Below are 20,583 nucleotides of genomic sequence, written 5' to 3' on the forward strand. Positions count from 1 at the left end.
AATGTTAAAAATTGCTGATACAACATTCACATCTAGACTTTTTACAGGTACAGGGAAATTTGCAACACCAACACTAATGACAGAATCCATTAAAGCTTCGGGTAGCCAATTAGTCACGATGGCAATGAAACGGGTGGATTTAAAAAAGGGTAATGATGATTTAATCGCACCACTAAAATCATTAGGGGTAAAATTATTACCTAATACATCGGGTGCAAAAACGGCACAAGAAGCGGTTTTTGCGGCTCGTTTAGCCAAAGAAGCCTTTGGCACCTATTGGATAAAATTAGAAATTCATCCTGACACCAAATATTTATTACCCGATCCTATTGAAACACTTAAAGCCGCTGAGATCCTCGTTAAAGAAGGTTTTGTTGTTTTACCTTATTGCAGTGCTGATCCTGTTTTATGTCGTCGTTTAGAAGAAGTTGGCTGTGCAGCTGTAATGCCTTTAGGTTCTCCTATTGGCTCGAATCAAGGTTTACAGACTCGTGATTTTCTACGAATTATCATTGAACAAGCCTCAATTCCTGTTGTTGTTGATGCGGGCATTGGCGCACCAAGTCATGCACTCGAAGCTTTAGAATTAGGCGCTGATGCAGTATTGGTTAATACTGCAATTGCTGTTGCCAAAAATCCGATTTTAATGGCGCAAGCATTTAAAGCTGCGCTTGATGCGGGTGAATTTGCCCGACAATCAGGACTAACTACACCCGCTTCCGTTGTAAATATGCAAGCACAAGCCTCTAGTCCATTAACTCAATACTTAGAGGCATTCTGATGGATACTTTTTCTGATTATTGGCAACAGCTTGATTGGGATGACATTACATTAAAGCTCAATAGTAAAACCAATGCGAATGTTGAAGCCGCATTAAATCGTCACGTTCTAACACTTGATGATTTTATGGCGTTAATTTCACCCGCTGGTCGTCATTATTTAGAGCCAATGGCTCAGCGCGCTCAACAATTAACTCGTCAGCGTTTTGGTAATGTTGTGGGATTATATGTACCACTTTACCTTTCTAATTTATGCGCAAATGACTGTACGTATTGTGGTTTTTCAATGAGTAACGCCATTAAACGTAAAACATTAAATGAAAGTGAAATCATTGCCGAATGTAATAGCATCAGACAATTAGGTTTTGATAGTTTGTTATTAGTGACTGGGGAACATCAAAAAAAAGTGGGAATGGATTATTTTCGCCAATATATCCCTCTTATTCGAGAACATTTCAGTTCATTAATGATGGAAGTTCAACCTCTTGCGACAGAAGAATATGCAGAATTAAAAACACTGGGTATTGATGGCGTGATGGTTTATCAAGAAACCTACCATGAACCTACTTACCAACTTCACCATCTAAAAGGTAAAAAACAAGATTTCCATTGGCGACTACAAACACCCGATAGATTAGGGCAAGCTGGCATTGATAAAATAGGTTTAGGTGCATTGATTGGCCTTTCAAGCCAGTGGCGTAGCGATTGTTATATGGTGGCAGAACATCTCTTATTCTTACAAAAACGCTATTGGAAAAGCCGTTACTCTATCTCTTTTCCTCGTTTACGCCCTTGCGCTGGTGGGCTCAGCCCAGCATCGGTAATGAATGAAGCTGAATTAGTACAATTGATCTGTGCTTTTCGCATTTTGGCGCCTGATGTTGAACTTTCACTTTCAACACGTGAATCCCCTTATTTTCGCGATAATACAGTGCCATTAGCCATTAATAACATTAGTGCCGGTTCTAAAACTCAACCAGGTGGATATTCTGATAGTCATGAAGAATTAGAACAATTCTCTCCTAATGATAATCGCCATGTAAATGATGTTATTAACGCATTAAAAGAGCGAGGATTACAACCTGTATGGAAAGATTGGGATAACTATTTAGGTCGTTAATTAAAGTTTAAATAATATAAAACCGCTTTTAATTAATTTAATTATAAATAATAAAGGCGGTTTTTATTAAAAGAACTAATAATAAAAAATACTCAATAAAACATAAGTTAAAAAGGTAATATCTGTGTTACACACTACATATTGAATTATTTTTATAATTTAGCAATTAACTAGAAAAACAAATTAGAACAACTGTTATTATTTTTATAGAATTCTATTTATTCTACATTATCATGCTACGGTCAATTCTTTTATTTCTTGTATACTTAAACCAGATACTCTTTCGATAAATGAAAGATCAAAATTCTCTTTCAATAAATTTGTTGCCAATTCTAACTGCACTGATTTTCTGCCTATTTCAATACCTACCGTTTTTCCTATTTCAATACCTTCATTTTTTCCTATTTCAAAACCTTCATCTATACCTAATTTAAATCCTTTATTTTCTAATCGCCACGCTATATTCATAATTGTCTCTCTATGGTTATCTACTTGTTCAGCTATATTATTTATAATGAATTCAAAATCTGATGCATCCATGATTGAGAACAAATATTGTACAACAGCAACAGTGTCTTCATCTCTGCAGTTTTTCTGATTTATTGCTTTTGATAGAAGCATTGCAATCTGATTAAGATCATCACAACTATTAACGTGTTTCATCGCAATTTCCATGACTGCCGCTTTTTTATGTGTCAGCAAAATATCATCATCAATTGAGGTCAAATCAATTAAAGAGAAGTCATTAGAATAAAGTTGACTAGCAAGTGAAGAAAGTGGAAAACATTCCATCCAATTAACAGGAAAAGGATAAGGTTTCTTCTTTCCATGATAAAACAAGATGGGAACAACGAGAGGTAAAGACTTATAACCTTGCTGCAAATGCTGGTTCATGGTGCAAAATGCATAGTGCATCATACGCCAAGCTATCATTTTATCAGGTCTAGATTGGTGTTCTACAAGTAAATAAATAGGAACATCACCCTCTTTGGTTTTCACCAAATATAAAATATCAGACATCCGAGAACGTAATTTTATATCAATAAAAGAAGAATTCTGTAATTGTAAAGTTGAAAAATCACAATAGCCTTTTAATTCTTCTGGTAAATGGATAAAAAAGAAATCTTTAGCATTATTGATATTCATCATGAAGCGTTTGAATGCAGCATCATGAGAAGAAATTAAAATAGGTTTATTCATCGCTGACTCCGTGCTAAATGTGGACCGCCAGCTTACAGAAAAAAATGACATTTTACTTAGTGAAAAATTATCATAAATATCTGAAAAATATAAACTTAATTATTTAACTTACTTATATAAGTATAAAAAAGCAAAAAAATACCCTCGATATCTATCGAGGGTATTTATATTTAAAACTAATGCAGTATCAATTAGTTATTTGATGAACCACCAAAACCAGCATTCAGTAATTCTGCTAAGTTAGCAGATGCTTCATCAGCACTGATTGTTGTTTCTGTTTCATCTGTCGGCAGTTGTGATTGACGACGCTTCATACGATCTTGGTGATACGCATATCCAGTACCGGCTGGGATCAAGCGACCAACAATAACGTTTTCTTTCAAGCCTCGTAATTCATCACGTTTACCCGCTACCGCAGCTTCCGTTAGAACACGAGTTGTTTCTTGGAACGATGCAGCAGAGATGAAGGATTCAGTTGCCAGAGATGCTTTCGTAATACCTAATAGGTCACGAGAATATGTTGCTGGTACTTTGCCTTCTTCTTCCAGAATACGGTTTGATACTTTAACGCGAGCGTATTCAACCTGTTCACCTTCGAGGAACTCAGAGCTTCCTGCGTTCTCAATGGTAACTTTACGTAGCATCTGACGAACGATAACTTCAATGTGTTTATCGTTAATCTTAACGCCTTGTAAACGGTAAACTTCCTGTACTTCGTTAGTGATATAGCGAGTAACCGCATGAACACCACGTAAGCGCAGAATGTCATGTGGTGATTCTGGACCATCGGAGATAACATCACCGCGTTCCACAACCTCACCCTCGAATACGTTAAGCTGACGCCATTTAGGGATCATCTCTTCGTATGCATCACTGCCATCTAATGGAGAAATAACCAGACGACGTTTACCTTTAGTCTCTTTACCGAACGAAACAATACCGCTGATTTCAGCAAGGATTGCAGGCTCTTTCGGACGACGAGCTTCAAACAGGTCAGCAACGCGTGGTAGACCACCGGTGATATCTTTAGTACCGCCAGATTCTTGTGGAATACGCGCTAAAGTGTCACCTGCGTTAATTGTAATACCATCGTCTAACTGAACAATTGCTTTACCTGGCAGGAAGTACTGTGCTGGCATATCAGTATTCGGGATTAATACGTCATTACCTTGTGCATCAGTGATACGCAATGCTGGACGTAAATCTTTACCGCTACCTGTACGCTCTGCTGAATCCAGAACAACCAGTGAAGAAAGACCTGTTAATTCATCTGTTTGACGTGTGATAGTTTGACCATCAACCATGTCTGCAAAACGGATGATACCAGAGACTTCACTCACGACTGGCATTGTATGTGGATCCCAGTTCGCAACAGTTTCGCCACCGTTAACTGCTTCGCCATCACCTTTTGCTAGTTGAGCACCGTAAGGAACTTTGTAGCTTTCTTTCGTACGACCGAATTCGTCAATTAAACGTAATTCTGTGTTACGAGAAGTGATAACTAATTTACCCGCAGTATTAGTAATGAACTTCGCATTGAACAGCTTCAGAGTACCTTTGTTACGTACTTGAATGCTAGATTCTGCTGCCGCACGAGATGCCGCACCACCGATGTGGAACGTACGCATCGTTAACTGTGTACCTGGCTCACCGATTGACTGTGCTGCGATAACGCCGATAGCTTCACCTTTATTGATGATATGACCACGAGCAAGATCACGACCATAACATTTCGCACACACACCGAAGTCTGTATTACAGGTTACAACTGAACGGACTTTTACGCTGTCAACAGAGTTTTCTTCTAACAGATCACACAGTTTTTCATTTAATAGAGTGTTACGTGGAACAAGAATATCGGCAGTACCTGGTTTCAGAATATCTTCTGCAGCCACACGACCTAATACACGTTCACGCAGTGGTTCTTTAACATCACCACCTTCGATAACCGGAGTCATCATAACACCTTCGGTTGTACCACAGTCGTCTTCTGTAACGACTAAGTCTTGTGCAACGTCAACTAAACGACGAGTCAAGTAACCGGAGTTTGCTGTTTTCAGTGCGGTATCCGCAAGACCTTTACGAGCACCGTGAGTTGAAATGAAGTACTGGAGTACGTTCAAACCTTCACGGAAGTTCGCTGTGATTGGTGTCTCGATGATTGAACCATCTGGCTTAGCCATCAGACCACGCATACCTGCTAACTGACGGATCTGAGCAGCAGAACCACGAGCACCAGAGTCAGCCATCATAAAGATGCTGTTGAAAGATACTTGTTGTTCTTCTTCACCATTACGGTTAATAACAGTTTCAGTAGACAGATTTTCCATCATCGCTTTTGCTACGCGCTCATTCGCCGCAGCCCAAATATCGATAACTTTGTTGTAACGTTCACCTGCTGTTACCAGACCAGATTGGAACTGTTCCTGAATTTCTGCAACTTCTGCTTCTGCTTCCGCAATGATCTCTGCTTTTTTAGCAGGGATAACCATGTCGTCGATACCTACTGAAGCACCTGAACGTGCTGCGTAAGCAAAACCGGTATACATGATTTGGTCAGCAAAAATAACCGTTGGCTTCAGGCCCATTACGCGATAACAGGTATTCAGCATTTTAGAAATTGCTTTCTTACCTAATGGTTGGTTAACCAGTGCGTAAGGTAGACCTTTTGGTACGATCATCCATAAAATAGCTCGTCCGATAGTAGTATCTTTTAAGCTAGTTTCAGTGGTGATGTTACCTTCGCCATCTTTAATCTCTTCAGTGATACGTACTTTGACGCGTGCGTGTAAAGAGGCTAAACCTGCGCGATAAACGCGTTCAGCTTCTTTAGGACCACTTAACACCATGCCTTCACCTTTGGCATTGATGCAGTCACGAGTCATGTAGTAAAGACCTAATACAACGTCCTGTGAAGGAACGATGATTGGGTCACCACTTGCTGGAGACAGAATGTTATTTGTTGACATCATCAGCGCACGAGCTTCTAACTGTGCTTCTAATGTCAGTGGTACGTGAACCGCCATTTGGTCACCATCGAAGTCGGCGTTATATGCCGCACAAACGAGTGGGTGTAACTGAATAGCTTTACCTTCGATAAGGATTGGTTCAAATGCCTGAATACCTAAACGGTGAAGTGTTGGTGCACGGTTTAGCATTACTGGGTGTTCGCGGATAACTTCATCTAAGATATCCCAAACAACCGCTTCTTCGCGCTCAACCATTTTTTTAGCGGCTTTGATTGTTGTCGCTAAACCACGGGTTTCCAGTTTTCCGTAAATAAATGGTTTGAATAACTCAAGAGCCATTTTTTTCGGTAGACCACACTGATGCAGACGCAGGTATGGACCAACGGTAATTACAGAACGACCAGAATAGTCAACACGTTTACCTAACAGGTTTTGACGGAAACGACCTTGTTTACCTTTGATCATATCAGCCAAAGATTTCAGAGGACGTTTGTTAGAACCTGTAATCGCACGACCGCGACGACCGTTATCTAATAACGCATCCACAGACTCTTGTAACATACGTTTTTCGTTACGTACGATAATGTCTGGTGCTGCTAAATCAAGCAGGCGTTTTAAACGGTTGTTACGGTTGATCACACGACGATATAAGTCGTTCAGATCTGAAGTCGCAAAACGACCGCCATCAAGTGGCACCAGTGGACGTAAGTCTGGTGGTAGCACAGGCAGTACAGTTAAGATCATCCACTCAGGTTTATTGCCTGATTGCATGAATGCTTCAAGTAACTTAATACGTTTAGTCAGTTTCTTACGTTTAGTTTCAGAGTTAGTTTCATTTAACTCTTCACGCAGTGTTTCACACTCTTGTTCCAGATCCATGCTCTGTAACAAGTTCTGAACAGCTTCTGCACCCATCTTCGCATCGAATTCGTCACCAAACTCTTCTAATGCATCAAGATATTGCTCTTCTGTTAAGATTTGCCCGCGCTCAAGGCTAGTCATCCCGCCTTCAACCACAACATAAGATTCGAAATACAGTACACGTTCAATATCGCGCAGTGGCATATCCAACAGCAGACCGATACGGGACGGCAGTGATTTCAAGAACCAAATGTGAGCAACTGGAGAAGCTAATTCGATGTGACCCATACGTTCACGACGAACTTTAGTTTGTGTAACTTCAACGCCACACTTCTCACAGATAACACCTCGGTGTTTTAAACGTTTGTATTTACCACACAAACATTCGTAATCTTTTACTGGTCCGAAAATACGGGCACAGAAAAGACCGTCACGTTCTGGTTTGAACGTACGGTAATTAATTGTTTCTGGCTTTTTAACTTCACCAAATGACCATGAACGGATCATATCAGGTGATGCCAGAGCAATTTTGATCGCATCAAACTCTTCGGTCTTGGTTTGCGCTTTCAGAAACTTTAATAAGTCTTTCACGAAATGGCTCCTGTCGGAGTTAGACCTGCCAGGCAAATGACCCCTGTCATTCACCCCTTTAAACCAGTGTAGTCACTGTTTGACAGACTGCCATTTCTAGCAGTCTGTCTATATGGAATCCGTTATTCGTCTTCCAATTCGATGTTGATACCCAGTGAACGGATCTCTTTCAACAATACATTGAACGACTCTGGCATACCTGGTTCCATCTGATGGTTACCATCAACAATGTTTTTGTACATTTTGGTACGACCGTTAACGTCATCTGACTTAACAGTAAGCATTTCTTGAAGAGTATAAGCTGCACCGTATGCTTCCAGTGCCCACACTTCCATCTCCCCGAAACGCTGACCACCAAACTGTGCTTTACCACCAAGAGGTTGCTGAGTAACCAAGCTGTACGAACCAGTAGAACGGGCGTGCATCTTGTCATCAACTAAGTGGTTCAGTTTCAGCATGTACATGTAACCAACAGTTACTGGACGCTCAAATTGTTCACCTGTACGACCATCGAAAAGTGTAATCTGACCAGAAGTTGGAAGATCCGCTAATTTCAGCATCTCTTTAATTTCCATTTCTTCTGCACCATCGAACACTGGTGTTGCGGTTGGCATACCTTTTTTCAGGTTTTCAGCCAGACGTAACACTTCTTCATCGCTGAAGGTGTCCAGATCAACTTTCTGACGAGGTGCCATACCCAGATCGTAAGCTTTCTGGATAAATTCACGTAATTTAGCAACTTCTTGTTGCTGTTTCAGCATCGCGTTGATCTTATCACCGATACCTTTAGCAGCCATACCCAAGTGAGTTTCAAGGATCTGACCGATGTTCATACGTGATGGTACACCTAGTGGGTTCAGTACGAGGTCTACTGGATTACCGTTTTCATCGTATGGCATGTCTTCAATTGGGTTAATCTTAGAGATAACACCCTTGTTACCATGACGACCAGCCATCTTATCACCCGGTTGGATCTGACGTTTAACAGCCAGATAAACCTTAACGATTTTCAGCACGCCTGGTGCTAAATCATCACCTTGAGTGATTTTACGACGTTTAGCTTCCAGCTTCTTCGCGAACTCAGCTTTCAGTTCATCATACTGTTCTGCTAATTGTTCTAACTGGTTTTGCTTCTCTTCATCCGCAATACCCAGCTCTAACCAACGTTCACGAGGTAATTTATCTAATTTCTCAGCTTCAATACCGCCAGCAATCAGAACACCACGAATACGAGCGAATAGACCCGCTTCAAAGATACGCAGTTCTTCAGTTAAGTCTTTCTTAACTTCACGCAACTGTGATTCTTCGATTTCTAATGCACGTTTATCTTTTTCTACGCCGTCACGGGTGAAGACTTGTACATCGATAACTGTACCAGACACACCATTAGGAACACGCAGAGAAGAATCTTTAACATCAGACGCTTTTTCACCGAAGATAGCACGCAACAGCTTCTCTTCTGGAGTCAGTTGAGTTTCACCTTTAGGTGTTACTTTACCAACGAGAATATCACCGCCTTTCACTTCAGCACCGATATAAACGATACCTGATTCATCCAGTTTAGATAACGCTGCTTCACCGACATTCGGGATATCCGCAGTGATCTCTTCAGGCCCTAACTTAGTATCACGAGAGACACAAGCGAGTTCTTGAATGTGGATAGTAGTGAAACGATCTTCTTGAACAACACGTTCAGATACAAGGATGGAGTCCTCGTAGTTATAACCATTCCATGGCATAAATGCCACGCGCATATTTTGGCCTAATGCTAACTCACCAAGGTCTGTTGAAGGACCATCGGCTAACACGTCACCACGATCAACAGGCTCACCTAAAGATACGCAAGGAGTTTGATTAATACATGTGTTCTGGTTAGAGCGAGTGTATTTAGTCAAGCTATAGATATCGATGCCCGCTTCACCAGCGTAAGTCTCATCTTCGTTAACTTTGATAACAATACGAGAAGCATCAACATACTGAACAACACCACCACGTTTAGCAACCGCAGTAACACCAGAGTCAACCGCTACTGCACGTTCCATACCGGTACCTACCAGTGGTTTATCACCACGAAGAGTAGGAACAGCCTGACGTTGCATGTTCGCACCCATCAATGCACGGTTGGCGTCATCATGTTCAAGGAATGGGATCAGTGAAGCACCGACAGAAACAACCTGTTGAGTTGAAACGTCCATGTACTGAACTTGGTCACGACTAAATAAGCTTGACTCACCTTTATGGCGGCAAGTAACTAATTCTTCAACGAAGTGATTGTCATCGTCTAATACGGAGTTAGCCTGAGCAATGATGAAGTTACCTTCTTCAATTGCAGACAGATAGTGAATTTCATCTGTTACAGCGTTGTTTTCAACAACACGGTAAGGCGTTTCTAAGAAACCGTACTCGTTAGTCTGTGCATAAACAGATAATGAGTTGATCAGACCGATGTTTGGACCTTCTGGTGTTTCGATTGGGCACACACGACCGTAGTGAGTTGGGTGTACGTCTCGAACTTCGAAGCCTGCACGTTCACGGGTCAAACCACCTGGACCTAATGCAGAGATACGACGTTTGTGCGTAATTTCTGATAGCGGGTTATTCTGATCCATAAACTGTGATAACTGACTAGAACCAAAGAATTCTTTGACAGCAGCAGAAATCGGTTTTGCGTTGATCATATCTTGTGGCATTAATGCATCAAGATCGCCTAAAGACAGACGCTCTTTAACTGCACGTTCAACACGCACCAGACCAACACGGAATTGGTTTTCAGCCATTTCGCCAACAGAACGAATACGACGGTTACCTAAGTGGTCAATATCATCCACTTCACCTTTACCATTACGGATATCAATCAGTTTTTTCATTACTTCAATGATATCTTCTTGGCTCAGGATGCCAGAACCTTCAACTTCGTCACGGCCTAACGAACGGTTGAACTTCATACGACCAACAGCAGACAGATCATAACGATCTTCAGAGAAGAATAAGTTCTCAAATAAATTTTCTGCTGCTTCGCGTGTAGGTGGTTCACCAGGACGCATCATGCGATAAATTTCAACTAATGCGCTTAAACGATCGTTTGTAGGATCGACGCGGACAGTTTCTGAAATATAAGCACCATGATCTAAATCATTGGTAAACAGCGTTTCAATCGTTTTATGACCAGCTTGACTTAAGCGAGCTAACACATCTAAAGAGATTTCCATGTTAGCAGCACAAATCAGTTCACCTGTCGCTTCATCAATATAGTCACGAGCAACCACTTTACCTGCAATGTATTCAACAGGTACTTCAATGCGATCAACTTGCTCTTTCTCTAATTGACGAATATGGCGAGCGGTAATACGACGGCCTTTTTCGACATACACTTTGCCGTTTGCTTCAATATCAAATGAAGCCGTTTCACCACGCAGACGTTCAGGCACTAATGTCATCATCAGCTTGTTATTGCTGATTTCAAACAATGTTTTTTCGAAGAATAAACCTAAGATTTCTTCAGTGCTGTAGTTCATTGCGCGTAAAATGATAGTCGCAGGTAATTTACGGCGACGGTCAATACGGACAAAAAGGTTATCTTTAGGGTCGAATTCGAAGTCTAACCATGAGCCACGATAAGGGATAATACGTGCGTTATACAGTACTTTACCTGAAGAGTGTGTTTTACCTTTATCACTATCAAAGAACACACCAGGGCTACGATGTAACTGGGAAACGATAACACGCTCAGTACCATTGATAACAAAAGTACCATTATCGGTCATTAATGGGATTTCACCCATATAAACTTCTTGTTCTTTGATGTCTTTAACGGTGCCTTCTGGGGCTTCACGTTCATAAATGACCAGACGCAGTTTTACACGCAGAGGTGCTGAGTAAGTGACACCGCGGATCTGACATTCTTTAACATCAAAAACAGGCTCGCCTAAGCGGTAGCTGACATATTGTAATTCAGCATTACCACTGTAGCTTTGGATAGGAAATACGGAACGGAAAGCTGCTTCCAGACCGTTTTGACCATCAGGATCTTGCTCGATGAACTTCTGGAACGAGTCAAGTTGGATAGAAAGGAGATAGGGAACATCCAGAACTTGTGGACGTTTACCAAAATCCTTACGAATACGTTTTTTCTCGGTATAGGAGTAAACCATAGGGTTCCTCAGCTCGCTGAAAAGTGACCCACTCTGCCTACCCTTAGTTATTTAAGGGCGACACGACATTCTGCTAACACTATTTTTTGTAGGTAGGAAAATGTAATTTTCCATAATACTTATTGCTATTACTCTTAAATCATTTCATTGCATTGAGCTAACTACCGAGCTTTTGGAGAACGTGGATCGTAGTTACTAACACAGTATATTAAGTCGTCAATAGCAAAAAATATTGAGGTAAAGAGAAAGCCAAAAAGTGTGAAAAAGCTACTCTTACCTTACAGCGCAAAAAGGCTGGTGACCAAAAAATCACCAGCCATCAGCCGTTAGGCTGCACTCTGGGAAGTTAAATTATTTAACTTCAACCTCAGCGCCTGCTTCTTCCAGAGCTTTCTTCAGAGCTTCAGCATCATCTTTGCTTACGCCTTCTTTCAGAGCTGCTGGTGCAGATTCTACTAAGTCTTTAGCTTCTTTCAGGCCAAGACCGGTAGCGCCACGTACTGCTTTGATTACTGCTACTTTGTTACCGCCGATAGCTTTCAGGATAACGTCAAATTCAGTTTTCTCTTCAGCAGCTTCTGCTGGACCTGCAGCAACAGCAACAGCTGCAGCAGCAGATACACCGAATTTTTCTTCCATCATAGAGATCAGTTCAACAACGTCCATTACAGACATTTCAGCAACTGCGTTTAAGATATCGTCTTTAGAAATAGACATAACAAGTGTTCCTAAAATTCAGAAAAAGTTTATACGTAAATAAAGCAACGAAGAAATTGGCTATTAAGCAGCTTCTTTCTGATCGCGCAGAGCAGCCAGAGTACGAACCAATTTGCCTGCAGAGGCTTCTTTCATGGTTGACATCAGGCGTGCGATTGCTTCATCGTAAGTTGGGAGTGTAGCCAGACGATCGATGTTCGAACCTGGGATAAACTCACCTTCAAAGGCAGCCGCTTTAATCTCGAATGCTGGGTTCGCTTTCGCGAAATCTTTGAACAGACGAGCAGCAGCGCCCGGATGTTCAGCAGAAAATGCAATCAAGGTAGGACCAACAAATACGTCTTTCAGCACTTCATAAGAAGTACCTTCAACAGCACGACGCAGAAGTGTGTTACGTACTACACGTACAGTAACGCCAGCTTCACGACATGCTTTACGCAGTTCGGTCATTTTAGCTACAGTAACGCCACGGGAATCCGCAACAACTGCAGAAAGCGCACCTTTGGCAACTTCGCTGACTTCAGCAACAATCGCTTGTTTGTCTTGAAGATTTAGTGCCATTAGCTTCTTGCTCCTGGATTAACCGAGTAAAAACTCGGGACTCACATCACTTATTACCACAATGGTATAAGCGCTAAAACACGGTGAGTAGAATCCAGAATATATAATTCTTTATTGGCTCTCTCACCGTCTACGCAGGAAAATTAAGTAATTACTTACACCTGCGGTCTTGGACGGGGTCTGGATAGGCCAGACTCCAACCGAAATTCAGAGAATTTAGTTATGTTGACTTAAAAAATACAACATAGCTAAACTCAAGGCGTCAAATTCTATACAAATTTGACGCCAAGGTAAAGTCTTTTATGACTTTAGTCTAATCTAAGATTAAACTGTCGCGCTTAAGCTAGCTTGATCAATCGCAACACCTGCACCCATAGTGGTAGACAGGCTTACTTTCTTGATATAAACGCCTTTCGCTGCTGATGGTTTTGCTTTTTTCAGAGCAACCAACAGTGCTTCTAAGTTTTCTTTCAACTGAACTTCGTTGAAATCAACTTTACCGATAGTGGTATGGATAATACCATTTTTGTCGTTACGGTAACGAACCTGACCAGCTTTAGCATTTTTAACTGCTTCAGCAACGTTAGGTGTTACAGTACCCACTTTCGGGTTTGGCATTAAGCCACGTGGGCCAAGGATTTGACCTAATTGACCTACAACGCGCATTGCATCTGGAGATGCGATAACAACGTCAAAGTCCATTTCGCCAGCTTTAACTTTAGCAGCTAAGTCGTCCATACCGACTAATTCAGCGCCTGCTTCTTTAGCAGCTTCTGCATTTGCACCTTGTGCGAATACAGCAACGCGAACTGAACGGCCAGTACCGTGTGGAAGTACAGTTGCACCACGAACGTTTTGATCTGATTTACGTGCATCGATGCCAAGGTTAACAGCAACGTCAACGCTTTCAACGAATTTAGCAGTAGCCAGTTCTTTCAGTAAAGCAACAGCTTCAGTGATTTCATACTGTTTAGTTACTTCAACTTTTTCACGGATATTGCGCATGCGCTTGGTTAGTTTAGCCATCAGATTAGTCCTCCACTACCAGGCCCATGGAACGAGCAGTACCTTCGATTGAACGCATCATAGCTTCAACGTCAGCACCAGTCAGGTCCGCAGCTTTAGTTTCTGCGATTTCACGAACTTGAGCAGAAGTAATTTTACCTACTTTCTCTTTGTTCGGTTTACCAGAACCTGATTTCACGCCCGCAGCTTTCTTCAGCAGAACCGCTGCTGGAGGAGTTTTGGTAATAAAAGTGAAAGAACGGTCAGCGTAAACTGTAATAACAACAGGAATTGGTAAGCCTTTTTCTACGCTTTCAGTTTTAGCGTTGAATGCTTTACAGAATTCCATGATGTTAACACCTTGTTGACCCAGAGCTGGACCAACTGGTGGACTTGGATTAGCCATACCTGCAGAAACTTGCAGTTTGATATAGGCTTGGACTTTCTTAGCCATTAATTAATTCCTCAATTTGGGTATATCGCCCGGCTAGGGCTCCCCGATTTTACTTTGTTCTGTCTTATGACAAAACAACTCAAAACGAAAGGTGGAAAATTGTAGATAACTTTTCCACCTTTTGCAAGAAAGCAACGTAAAAAGGTTTAACCTTTTTCAACCTGACTAAAGTCTAATTCAACTGGTGTCGCACGACCAAAGATTGAAACAGAAACTTTTAAGCGGCTTTTCTCATAATCAACTTCTTCAACTACACCATTAAAGTCAGCGAATGGACCATCGCTAACACGAACCATTTCACCTGGTTCAAACAGTGTTTTAGGACGTGGTTTATCACCAACTTGTTGTAAGCGATTCATAATCGCATCAACTTCTTTATCACTAATTGGTGCAGGTCTGTCTGAGGTTCCACCAATAAATCCCATGACACGCGGTACATTACGGACTAAGTGCCAAGTTGCATCGTTCATAACCATTTGGACAAGAACATAGCCTGGGAAAAATTTACGCTCACTTTTACGACGTTGACCGCTACGGATCTCAACCACTTCTTCGGTTGGAACCATAACTTCGCCGAATGAGTCTTCCATTTCGTTTAATTTGATATGTTCACGCAGAGATTGTGCAACACGGCCTTCAAAGCCCGAAAATGCCTGAATGACATACCAGCGTTTTTTTGGAGAATCAGTCATGAACACCTCACAGGCCAGTAATAAATGAAACAAAACGAACCAGAATGCCATCCAGTCCCCAAAGAACTAATGACACAATAGCCGTCACTGCAGCAACAATTAGGGTTGTTTGCAATGTTTCTTGACGTGTTGGCCATACTACTTTACGCATTTCAATACGCGCTTCACGAGCAAATGCTAATGTTGCTTTACCTTGTGTTGTCCACAACGCGATCCCACCCGCTGCTACGAACAAAGCAACAACCGCTAAAGCTCGTAACGCTAGGTTAAATTCACGATAAAGATAGTTGCCACCCACTGCTACTGCCAGCAATAAAACGGTAATGATCCACTTAGCGATATCACCACCACGTTTGCTATCTTGAGCTCCGCTATTCGCACTCATAAATTAACCTGTCATATGATGTAAATAAATAGCCAGCTTGCCTCGCAAGAGCAAAACAAATCAGACTAACCATAAAATCAACTATGATTGCATCTGACACAGTGTCATATCTCTATGACATTCGTATCTGCAAGATACTGGACTCGATTCGTTGTATCAGAGCCTATCTCACCAATAATTTACATCAAACTAGTGATGAGATAGGTTCTTTTTCAAACAACGCATAAAAAGGGCATCAATCGATGCCCTTCTCTAGGAGAATTACGCGAGTAATTAACCTAAAATTACTTTAGCAACAACGCCCGCACCTACTGTACGGCCACCTTCACGGATAGCGAAACGTAAACCGTCGTCCATCGCGATTGGGTGAATCAGTTCAACGATCATGTTGATGTTGTCACCTGGCATTACCATTTCTACGCCTTCTGGTAATTCGATAGTACCCGTTACGTCAGTTGTACGGAAGTAGAACTGTGGACGGTAGCCTTTGAAGAATGGAGTGTGACGACCACCTTCATCTTTGCTCAGAATATAAACTTCTGCTTCGAATTTAGTGTGTGGCTTGATTGAACCTGGTTTAGCCAGTACTTGTCCACGTTCGATTTCTTCACGTTTAGTACCACGTAACAGAACACCAACGTTCTCACCTGCACGACCTTCGTCAAGTAATTTACGGAACATTTCAACGCCAGTACACGTTGTTTTAGCCGTATCTTTGATACCTACGATTTCAACTTCTTCACCAACTTTAATAATACCACGCTCAACACGACCTGTTACTACTGTACCACGGCCTGAGATTGAGAATACGTCTTCGATTGGTAACAGGAATGGTTTGTCAATTGCACGCTCTGGCTCTGGGATATAAGAATCCAGTGCTTCTGCTAATTCAACAATTTTTGCTTCCCACTCAGCTTCGCCTTCCAGTGCTTTCAGCGCTGAACCACGGATTACTGGCGTGTCATCACCTGGGAAATCGTATTGAGACAGAAGTTCACGAACTTCCATTTCAACTAATTCTAACAGTTCTTCATCATCTACCATGTCACATTTGTTCAGGAATACGATGATGTAAGGAACACCAACCTGACGACCTAACAGGATGTGCTCACGAGTTTGTGGCATTGGACCATCAGTTGCTGCTACTACCAGAATAGCGCCGTCCATTTGCGCAGCACCCGTGATCATGTTTTTAACATAGTCGGCGTGGCCTGGGCAGTCTACGTGTGCGTAGTGGCGAGTTGGAGTATCGTATTCTACGTGTGAAGTAGAAATGGTGATACCACGCGCTTTTTCTTCTGGCGCATTATCGATTTGATCGAATGCACGAGCAGCACCACCGTAAGTTTTAGCTAAAACTGTAGTGATTGCAGCAGTCAGAGTTGTTTTACCGTGGTCAACGTGGCCGATAGTACCAACGTTAACGTGCGGTTTTGAACGTTCAAATTTTTCTTTAGACACGACTATATTCCTTAATATCGCTCCCTCTAGTCGAGGGAGCGTAAACTAAATTGAACTCGAAAGGATCTTATTTCGCTTTACGAGCTTCGATAATAGCCTGAGCGACGTTGCTAGGCGCTTCGTTGTACTTCAAGAACTCCATAGAGTATGAAGCACGACCCTGAGTTTGTGAACGCAGGTCAGTTGCATAACCGAACATTTCAGCCAGTGGTACTTGAGCACGGATGATCTTACCGGTAGGCAGATCGTCCATACCTTCAACCATACCACGACGACGGTTTAAGTCACCGATAACGTCGCCCATGTAATCTTCTGGCGTTTCAATCTCAACTTTCATGACTGGCTCAAGCAGAATTGGCTTAGCTTTCATGAAGCCGTCTTTAAATGCCATTGATGCGGCAATTTTAAACGCGATTTCTGAGGAGTCAACATCATGGTAAGAACCGTAATGTAAACGAGCCTGAATATCCACAACAGGGTAACCTGCTAATGGACCAGATTTCAGCTGTTCTTGAATACCTTTATCAACAGCTGGGATGAATTCTTTAGGAATTACACCACCAACGATATCGTTGATAAATACGTAGTTCTCTTCACCACCTGCTGGTAATGGAGACAGGTCGATAACCACATGACCGTACTGACCACGACCACCAGATTGTTTCGCGTGCTTACCTTCGATATCAGTTACTGTATCACGAATAGTTTCACGGTAAGCAACCTGCGGTTTACCTACGTTCGCTTCAACTTTAAATTCACGACGCATACGGTCAACTAACACGTCTAAGTGCAGCTCACCCATACCAGCAATGATAGTCTGACCAGTTTCTTCGTCACTTGATACGCGGAAAGATGGATCTTCCTGAGCCAGACGGTTCAGAGCGATACCCATTTTTTCTTGGTCAGCTTTAGTCTTAGGTTCGATAGCAACAGAGATTACTGGCTCTGGGAATTCCATACGTTCTAAGATGATTGGTGCTTCAATTGCACACAGAGTATCACCTGTAGTTACGTCTTTCAGACCGATAGCAGCCGCGATGTCGCCTGCACGAACTTCTTTAATTTCTTCACGCTTGTTAGCATGCATCTGAACAATACGGCCAAAACGTTCTTTTTTGTCTTTAACCGGGTTCAGAACTGTGTCACCTGAGTTTACAACACCAGAGTACACACGGAAGAATGTTAAGTTACCAACAAATGGGTCAGTTGCGATTTTGAATGCCAGAGATGAGAATGGCTCGTCGTCGCTTGAATGACGTTCTGCTGGAGTATCTTTACCGTCTGGTAACATACCTTTGATTGCAGGAACATCTGTTGGTGCTGGCAGGTATTCAATTACCGCATCCAGCATTGCCTGAACACCTTTGTTCTTAAATGCAGAACCACAGGTAACCAGGATAATTTCGTTATCTAGAACGCGTTTACGCAGAGCAGCTTTGATTTCTGCTTCTGTCAGTTCTTCACCGCCCAGATATTTGTCCATCAGATCTTCTGATGCTTCAGCAGCTGATTCAACTAGGTTGTTATGCCATTCTTCAGCTAAATCTTGCAGATTTGCAGGAATGTCTTCGTATTCGAAGGTAACACCTTGGTCTTCTTCATTCCAACGGATTGATTTCATTTTAATCAAATCAACAACACCGGTGAAATTTTCTTCAGCGCCTACTGGAATTTGCAGTGGAACTGGGTTTGCTGCCAGACGTGTTTTGATTTGTTCAACAACACGCAGGAAGTTTGCACCCATACGGTCCATTTTGTTAACGAACGCGATACGTGGTACATGATATTTGTTAGCCTGGCGCCATACTGTTTCTGACTGAGGCTGAACACCACCAACTGCACAGTAAACCATAACCGCGCCATCAAGAACACGCATAGAACGTTCTACTTCGATTGTGAAGTCAACGTGTCCTGGGGTGTCAATGATGTTTACACGGTGAGGCTCAAACTGTTTAGCCATACCAGACCAGAATGCAGTAGTTGCTGCGGATGTGATAGTAATACCACGTTCCTGCTCCTGCTCCATCCAGTCCATTGTTGCTGAACCTTCGTGAGTTTCACCAATTTTATGGTTTACACCGGTATAAAACAGAATACGTTCACTTGTAGTGGTTTTACCGGCATCGATGTGCGCACTAATACCGATATTACGGTAGCGTGCTATGGGGGTTTGACGAGCCATTTTTTCCTCTCTCGTGGGCGTTCAATTCAGGTAAAGGACAGCAGAGCTGTCCTGAAAAGAGTTGCAATACTCCGTGGATTATTACCAACGGTAGTGTGCGAACGCCTTGTTTGCATCTGCCATACGGTGAACGTCTTCACGTTTCTTAACAGCAGCGCCTTTGTTTTCAGCCGCATCAGATAATTCATTTGCCAGGCGAAGCGCCATGGATTTATCACCGCGTTTACGAGCAGCTTCAACAATCCAACGCATTGCTAATGCATTACGACGAACTGGGCGTACTTCAACTGGAACTTGGTAAGTTGAACCACCAACACGGCGGGATTTAACTTCCACAGTAGGACGTACGTTATCTAATGCGATTTCGAACGCTTCCAGTTCAGTTTTGCCTGAACGCTGAGCCAGGGTCTCAAGCGCATTATATACAATAGATTCTGCAGTAGATTTTTTACCGTCTACCATCAGAATGTTTACAAATTTAGCCAGCAGTTCTGATCCGAACTTAGGATCTGGCAGAATTTTACGTTGACCAATTACACGACGACGTGGCATGGAAATACTCCGTTTAAAATTCAGGGTTGTCCAAAACTCAATGAGTTTATTTTGACATTATTTGTGAAAAAATGTTTGGCCTTACTTAACGGAGAACCATTAAGCCTTTGGCTTCTTCACACCGTACTTAGAACGAGCTTGTTTACGGTCTTTAACACCAGAACAGTCCAGCGCGCCGCGAACAGTGTGGTAACGCACACCTGGTAAGTCTTTAACACGACCACCACGGATTAGGATTACGGAGTGCTCCTGCAAGTTGTGGCCTTCACCACCGATGTAGGAAGAAACTTCGAAACCGTTAGTCAAACGCACACGGCATACTTTACGCAGTGCTGAGTTTGGTTTTTTTGGAGTGGTAGTATATACACGAGTACATACGCCACGCTTTTGCGGGCAAGCTTCCAGAGCTGGAACGTTGCTTTTAACAACTTTCGAGCTACGAGATTTGCGTACCAGCTGATTAATAGTTGCCATTTAAAAAAAGCTCCTGGTTTTTGCTTCGTAAACACGGATTTGAACTCTGTCTTGTCAACAAGACAAAACATGAGGACGCAGAATTTTATTGCTGACGGGCTCATGTGTCAAGAATTATACAGCAATTCTATGCTCCCCAATGAATTTGTTGGGGGTGTTTTACCGTCAAATCGACAAAACCACCATAATTGATAAGTTTAATATGATGAGATACTTGATCTTTTAAGCCTCTTGCTAAAACATCATCAATTAATGCGTAAACTGAAATTTGCTGTTGAAGACAATATTTTAATAAAGGATTATCTTCGAGGACTGCGAGTACACCATCTTGTATTAACAAAACATCATCTTCTTTTGTCAATAAAGATAAAAAAGTCGCTAAATCACTTTGATAAATAGAGACAGAATAAGTATACAACATAACTGTTC

Annotated in this window: 16 protein-coding genes; 2 read left to right on the forward strand and 14 right to left on the reverse strand. The window is 42.1% G+C overall.

Annotation, left to right across the window (positions count from 1 at the left end; all coding sequences use genetic code 11):
- The first annotated feature begins 1 nt into the window (after position 1).
- Both SB028_RS17865 and thiH read left to right on the forward strand, forming a co-directional pair.
- Positions 2 to 781, forward strand: a complete 780-nt coding sequence (locus tag SB028_RS17865) for a thiazole synthase (RefSeq protein WP_069368746.1) — start codon at positions 2 to 4, stop codon at positions 779 to 781.
- A complete protein-coding gene (thiH, locus tag SB028_RS17870; protein WP_069368745.1) occupies positions 781 to 1,899 on the forward strand; it encodes a 2-iminoacetate synthase ThiH in 1,119 nt (372 codons plus the stop codon). The genes SB028_RS17865 and thiH overlap by 1 nt, the downstream gene beginning before the upstream one ends.
- 231 nt (positions 1,900 to 2,130) lie before the next feature.
- Here the strand turns inward: thiH and SB028_RS17875 are convergent, their stop codons facing one another.
- The 14 genes from SB028_RS17875 to tusB form a co-directional block, all read right to left on the reverse strand.
- A complete protein-coding gene (locus SB028_RS17875; RefSeq protein ID WP_069368744.1) occupies positions 2,131 to 3,099 on the reverse strand; it encodes an Rpn family recombination-promoting nuclease/putative transposase in 969 nt (322 codons plus the stop codon).
- 191 nt (positions 3,100 to 3,290) lie between these two features.
- Positions 3,291 to 7,520 carry a DNA-directed RNA polymerase subunit beta' gene (rpoC, locus tag SB028_RS17880; RefSeq protein WP_069368743.1) on the reverse strand — a complete coding sequence of 1,410 codons (4,230 nt, stop codon included), beginning with the start codon at positions 7,518 to 7,520 and terminating at the stop codon, positions 3,291 to 3,293.
- A 122-nt stretch (positions 7,521 to 7,642) separates the two neighbouring features.
- Entirely contained in the window at positions 7,643 to 11,671 is a 4,029-nt protein-coding gene (gene rpoB, locus SB028_RS17885) for a DNA-directed RNA polymerase subunit beta (protein WP_036933953.1), read from the reverse strand.
- Between the two features lie 351 nt (positions 11,672 to 12,022).
- The gene (gene rplL, locus SB028_RS17890) at positions 12,023 to 12,388 is read right to left on the reverse strand and encodes a 50S ribosomal protein L7/L12 (protein WP_023583093.1); all 366 of its coding nucleotides are present in this window, start codon (positions 12,386 to 12,388) and stop codon (positions 12,023 to 12,025) included.
- A gap of 63 nt (positions 12,389 to 12,451) precedes the next feature.
- Complete coding sequence (rplJ, locus tag SB028_RS17895; RefSeq protein ID WP_069368742.1) at positions 12,452 to 12,949, reverse strand: 50S ribosomal protein L10; 498 nt, start codon at positions 12,947 to 12,949, stop codon at positions 12,452 to 12,454.
- Between the two features lie 324 nt (positions 12,950 to 13,273).
- Positions 13,274 to 13,975, reverse strand: a complete 702-nt coding sequence (rplA, locus tag SB028_RS17900) for a 50S ribosomal protein L1 (protein WP_069368741.1) — start codon at positions 13,973 to 13,975, stop codon at positions 13,274 to 13,276.
- A 4-nt stretch (positions 13,976 to 13,979) separates the two neighbouring features.
- Positions 13,980 to 14,408 carry a 50S ribosomal protein L11 gene (rplK, locus tag SB028_RS17905; protein WP_069368740.1) on the reverse strand — a complete coding sequence of 143 codons (429 nt, stop codon included), beginning with the start codon at positions 14,406 to 14,408 and terminating at the stop codon, positions 13,980 to 13,982.
- A gap of 146 nt (positions 14,409 to 14,554) precedes the next feature.
- Positions 14,555 to 15,100, reverse strand: coding sequence for a transcription termination/antitermination protein NusG (gene nusG / locus SB028_RS17910; protein ID WP_004246900.1), 546 nt, complete (start codon positions 15,098 to 15,100; stop codon positions 14,555 to 14,557).
- Positions 15,101 to 15,107: 7 nt separating this feature from the next.
- Positions 15,108 to 15,485 (reverse strand): preprotein translocase subunit SecE, encoded by a 378-nt coding sequence (gene secE / locus SB028_RS17915; protein ID WP_023583091.1) that lies wholly within the window; start codon positions 15,483 to 15,485, stop codon positions 15,108 to 15,110.
- Positions 15,486 to 15,758: 273 nt separating this feature from the next.
- Positions 15,759 to 16,946: an elongation factor Tu gene (tuf, locus tag SB028_RS17920; RefSeq protein WP_318859710.1), complete on the reverse strand. Its 1,188-nt coding sequence runs from the start codon at positions 16,944 to 16,946 to the stop codon at positions 15,759 to 15,761.
- A 67-nt stretch (positions 16,947 to 17,013) separates the two neighbouring features.
- On the reverse strand, positions 17,014 to 19,128 hold the full coding sequence (gene fusA, locus SB028_RS17925; RefSeq protein WP_069369619.1) for an elongation factor G: 2,115 nt from the start codon (positions 19,126 to 19,128) through the stop codon (positions 17,014 to 17,016).
- Between the two features lie 81 nt (positions 19,129 to 19,209).
- Positions 19,210 to 19,680, reverse strand: a complete 471-nt coding sequence (rpsG, locus tag SB028_RS17930; protein ID WP_004246897.1) for a 30S ribosomal protein S7 — start codon at positions 19,678 to 19,680, stop codon at positions 19,210 to 19,212.
- Positions 19,681 to 19,779: 99 nt separating this feature from the next.
- Positions 19,780 to 20,154: a 30S ribosomal protein S12 gene (gene rpsL, locus SB028_RS17935; protein WP_004236497.1), complete on the reverse strand. Its 375-nt coding sequence runs from the start codon at positions 20,152 to 20,154 to the stop codon at positions 19,780 to 19,782.
- A gap of 127 nt (positions 20,155 to 20,281) precedes the next feature.
- Positions 20,282 to 20,575 (reverse strand): sulfurtransferase complex subunit TusB, encoded by a 294-nt coding sequence (gene tusB / locus SB028_RS17940; protein ID WP_069369618.1) that lies wholly within the window; start codon positions 20,573 to 20,575, stop codon positions 20,282 to 20,284.
- Positions 20,576 to 20,583 lie beyond the last annotated feature (8 nt).

Source organism: Proteus vulgaris (assembly GCF_033708015.1).
In the GTDB taxonomy this organism is placed as follows: Bacteria; Pseudomonadota; Gammaproteobacteria; order Enterobacterales; family Enterobacteriaceae; genus Proteus.